Origin of the sequence: Komagataeibacter intermedius TF2 (genome assembly GCF_000964425.1) — a bacterium.
In the GTDB taxonomy this organism is placed as follows: Bacteria; Pseudomonadota; Alphaproteobacteria; order Acetobacterales; family Acetobacteraceae; genus Komagataeibacter; species Komagataeibacter intermedius.
Genome location: NZ_BANF01000344.1, coordinates 1 through 349, shown reverse-complemented (window position 1 = coordinate 349; position 349 = coordinate 1). Strand labels below are relative to the sequence as shown.

The window sequence follows — 349 nt, the reverse complement described above, 5'->3', positions numbered from 1 at the left end:
GAGGCGGAAGAGCGCCAGCTGGCGCTGAACGTCAAGGCCGTCGGGATCATCCACCCGCCTCTGGTCCGCGAAACCCCGGGCGGCCTGATGATCGTTGCGGGGCATCGCCGCCGGCGTGCCGCGGTCAAGGCCGGGCTGAAAACCATTCAGGTGACGGTGGCAGGCGACGATGCGGAACTGGACCGGATGCGTGCCGCATCGGAGAACATGATCCGTCAGCCCATGACCCAGGTTGAACAGTGGCGGGTTGTCGCCAGGCTCCGGGAGGAAAAAAAGTGGAATGACACCGCGATCTGCAAGGCGCTGATGCTCACACCGGTGCAGCTGAAGCAGATCGGCCGCCTGTCTG

1 protein-coding gene is annotated in these 349 nt (G+C 65.0%); it reads left to right on the top strand.

From position 1 onward, the window contains the following. Positions 1-349 (top strand): ParB N-terminal domain-containing protein (locus B7449_RS17470; protein WP_048883938.1); only part of this gene is annotated, 349 nt, incomplete at both ends.